At 61.1% G+C, this 1,313-nt stretch carries 2 protein-coding genes; both read left to right on the plus strand.

What is annotated here, in order from left to right; genetic code table 11:
• The coding region (locus tag LH128_RS29885) for an IS110 family transposase (RefSeq protein WP_037522076.1) at window positions 1–509 on the plus strand (509 nt) is incomplete at its 5' end.
• 417 nt (window positions 510–926) lie between these two features.
• Window positions 927–1,283: a phage integrase N-terminal SAM-like domain-containing protein gene (locus LH128_RS29890; protein WP_008833437.1), complete on the plus strand. Its 357-nt coding sequence runs from the start codon at window positions 927–929 to the stop codon at window positions 1,281–1,283.
• Window positions 1,284–1,313: the final 30 nt, after the last annotated feature.

The raw sequence follows: 1,313 nt of genomic DNA on the forward strand, positions 1-1,313 counted from the left end.
ATTTGGCGCGCATCATCCTACCACTGCTTAAGGCCTGGGGAGATATTCGGCTTCGCGTGGCAGAGTTGACCAAGCAGCTGGTTGTTATGGCTGGCACGGATCAACGCTGTCGCCTACTCACCTCAGTACCTGGCGTGGGTACGGTCACTGCCACGGCCTTTGCAGCAGCAGTGGAGGATTCGATCAACTTCAAGAACTCGCGCGCGGTGGGCGCCTGGGTCGGGCTGACCCCGAAGCGATATCAGTCAGGCGAGGTTGACTATGAAGGTCACATCTCGCGTCGTGGAGACGCTAAGCTACGGACGTTGTTGTACGAGGCGGCCTCGGTAATTTTGAACAGGTCGTCGGAGACCAGCGCGTTGCGAACATGGGCACTCGCGCTGAAAGAGCGTTTGGGATTTAAGCGGGCCGCTGTCGCCCTTGCGCGCAAACTGGCGGTAATCATGCACTCGATGCTGAAGACGGGTGAGCTGTTTGATCCAAATGCCGGAGCCACTGCTCCGGCCTGACCAATATGAGGAAGGACGCCGGAACCAGCATCATCTATCGTTTCCTCAGTTAGCCCCCGTTCGGGGCGTACCGAGCCGTCCCTGCCGGGACGCGGTTGGGATCATTCCGCGAAGCGGGAAGCAACTGCCCCTTTTGAGCAGATTGCGTCACGAACATAGGAAGATCTCGACTACGGAACCCATCCTGCGGCGATCAGATTTGTGTCGACCGCGTAGACGACCCTGTACCCGGCACACGCGGCGCATCTTTATGAACGATCAATTCGTTGGACTTGACCGAGGGGCGATTAGACGACCCGCTGCGCGGGAGTGGTGCCCGTGGTGAGCTATCCGTGACAACGAGAACGTCCCGCCTGGATTGAGCAGTCCCCGTAACGGGCGGACCCTATCGGCTCCTTCAACATGAGGAGTCGAACGATGAACGAGCTTGTTCCGGTTGGCGCGATCAGCCCGCTACGCCAGCGGCTGATCGACGACATGACGATGCGCCGGTTTTCACGCGAGACGCAGCGCAACTACTTGCGCGACGTCGGGCGGTTTGCGACCTGGCTGGGGCGCTCGCCGCACACCGCGACCGCCGAGGATGTCCGGCGGTTCCAGATCGAGCAGCAGGACGCCGGCGTTCCGGCGCCGACCATGAACAGCATCGTCGCGGCGCTGCGGTTCTTCTTCACCCACACGCTCGACCGACCCGAGCTCGCGCGCAAGCTGGTCCGCACCGCGCATGCCCGCAAGATCCCGGTGGTGCTGACTATAGCGCGACGATCTGGGTGAGAGGTCAGCGACTATCAGGATGAGAACAGA

The sequence above is a fragment of the Sphingomonas sp. LH128 genome, from assembly GCF_000293195.2.
Lineage (GTDB): Bacteria > Pseudomonadota > Alphaproteobacteria > Sphingomonadales > Sphingomonadaceae > Novosphingobium > Novosphingobium resinovorum_A.